The organism is Agathobaculum faecis (assembly GCF_014287995.1).
In the GTDB taxonomy this organism is placed as follows: Bacteria; Bacillota; Clostridia; order Oscillospirales; family Butyricicoccaceae; genus Agathobaculum; species Agathobaculum ammoniilyticum.
In genome coordinates this window covers 1-2,302 of record NZ_JACOPL010000049.1, presented here as the reverse complement: position 1 = coordinate 2,302, position 2,302 = coordinate 1, and the positions used below count along the sequence as shown (strand labels likewise).

Sequence of the window (2,302 nt, the reverse complement as noted above, 5' to 3'; positions counted from 1 at the left end):
AAGGCCGCGGAAACTATTCAGTTATCCGCGGCCCGATTCATCACACTTGCCCTGCGCGCTTTCCACGCGGCGCAGGTTACGCCCAGATTTTCATACGGATGAGCTTACTTCTCTTCGTTGGGGTAGGGCTCGAGGAAGGCATGGAAGTGACGCATCGGCAGCTTGTGGCCCCAAACGATGCGCATGTTCGGGATGGACTCGCGATCCTCATACAGCGCCTTGACCGCCGCGATGACGTAATCCAGATGCTCTTGGGTCAGACGGCTGCGGTCGATCGCGAAGCGGACCACGTTCGCCAGCTCAGCCTGCTGCTCAGGGGTCTTGAGGTCGTATTCCATGGAGTAGTCGCCCAGTTCGGAAACACGGATGCCGTAGCGGCGGATCAACTCCAGCGAGAAGCCCTCGCCCGCGAAGGTATCGTGGCCGCGCTTGCCGTCGAAGAACTCATCCATGTTGATGTACACCGCGTGGCCGCCGGCCGGCAGCACGACGCCCTTGACGCCCGCCTTGTAAAAGCCCTCGGCCAAGTAGTTGCACTGTGCAACGCGCTCGTTCAGGTAGTTGAAGTCGCAGCTCTCGTACAGGCCGACCGCCAGCGCCATGATATCACGGCCCGACATGCCGCCGTACGAATCGTTGCCGTAGCAGGAGATCTGCTTGACCTTCAGCGTAACGCCGACATCGGTGATGATGTTGCCGTTCTCGTCAAAGTCGGAGAAGTTCTTCCAGAACAGGCCCTTGTCGCGGAACGCCAGCATGCCGCCCATGTTGGCGTGGCCGTCCTTCTTGGCAGACATGGTGAACGCGTCGCAGTACTGGAACATCTCGGTCGCGATCTCCGCGATGGACTTGTCGGCGTAGCCCTCTTCGTTCATCTTGATGAAGTAGCAGTTCTCCGCCCAGCGCGCTACGTCGAATACCAGCGGGATATTGTACTTATGCGCAACGCGGTTGATCTCCTTGATGTTCGCCATGGAAACCGCCTGGCCGCATACCGGATTGTTCGTGATGCAGCAGAATACCAGCGGCACGTTTTCCGGACCGACGCCTTGGATGAGCTGCTCGAGCTTCTCGATGTCCATATTGCCCTTGAAGGGGTTCTTCTCGTAGCGGCCGCCTTCGGGTACTTCGTACAGCAGCTCCTTGTTGTACAGGTTGCGCGGGATCGAGCCCATCTGCTTGATGTTGCCCTCGGTCGTGTCAAAGTGGCCGTTGGACGGGATGGTGAACTTCTTGCCCGGGTATCGGCGGGCCAGAATATTGCGGACAATCTCCATCAGCACGGACTCCGCCGCGCGGCCCTGCTGGATGATAAAGGCGTTCGGACGCTCCATTTGCTTGGCGCCGCCGTTGAACAGCCCGCCCTCGTACTCGCACAGGTATACCTCGTTCATCATCTTCTCTACGTCGCGGCAGTCCGTGCGCACCAGGTCGATGATCTTCTTCCAGTTCTTCTCGCCCCCGCGCTCAAAAATGTCGCGGAAGGTATCCAGGAGTACATAATACCCCGTGTTGCGGCCGTACGCCTCGTCGCCCAGAAACAGCGACGCCCACTGGTGGTTGGTCATCGCGGTGGTACCCGAGTCGGACAGCATATCGACCGTCAGCATAGCGGCCGGAAACGCGAACTCGTTCCAGTGCGTCGCGTTCAGCGCGCGCTCGCGCTGCTCGATCGTGACTTCGGGGATGTCACGAACAGCGAACGTATAGTGATGCGGTGCAGGTACATCCAGCGGATAGTGAGCCATTTTTTTGTCCATATTTATTACCTCCAATTGATCACGGCGCGGTATGCGCCTTTTGTTAGAGGATACCCCGGTCATCGTATGCCGGCCTGCGTCTCCGGCGTCGCGACTGGCGGACAGTACCTTACAAGGGGAACAGGGGGAAAACGCTTACAGGGCCGCGATGACTTCGATCTCTACCAGGGCGTCCTTCGGCAGGCGCGCCACCTCGACCGCCGAACGGGCTGGGTAACCGCCTTCACCAAAGAAGGTGGCGTATACCTCGTTCATGGCACCGAAGTTGTTCATGTCGCTCAGGAACACCGTGGTCTTAATCACGCGGTCCATCCCGACCCCCGCTTCCGCAAGTATCGCCTTGACGTTCGTCAGAGACTGTCTCGTCTGCTCTGCGATCCCTTCCGGAAAGCTTCCTGTCGACGGGTCGATCGGCAGCTGGCCCGATGTGATCACCAGCCCATCCACCGCTACCGCCTGTGCATACGGCCCGATCGCCGCCGGCGCCCGTTCCGTATTTATCTCCTTTTTCATCTTTCACCCTCCTCCTTCGTTTTTTCTGA

The 2,302-nt window shown here is 59.1% G+C and carries 2 protein-coding genes; both read right to left on the bottom strand.

The window, feature by feature from the left end; genetic code table 11:
- Window positions 1-104: 104 nt before the first annotated feature.
- The gene (locus H8S45_RS15660; protein WP_242977896.1) at window positions 105-1,760 is read right to left on the bottom strand and encodes a tryptophanase; all 1,656 of its coding nucleotides are present in this window, start codon (window positions 1,758-1,760) and stop codon (window positions 105-107) included.
- 135 nt (window positions 1,761-1,895) lie between these two features.
- Window positions 1,896-2,273, bottom strand: coding sequence for a RidA family protein (locus H8S45_RS15655; RefSeq protein WP_054328573.1), 378 nt, complete (start codon window positions 2,271-2,273; stop codon window positions 1,896-1,898).
- Window positions 2,274-2,302: the final 29 nt, after the last annotated feature.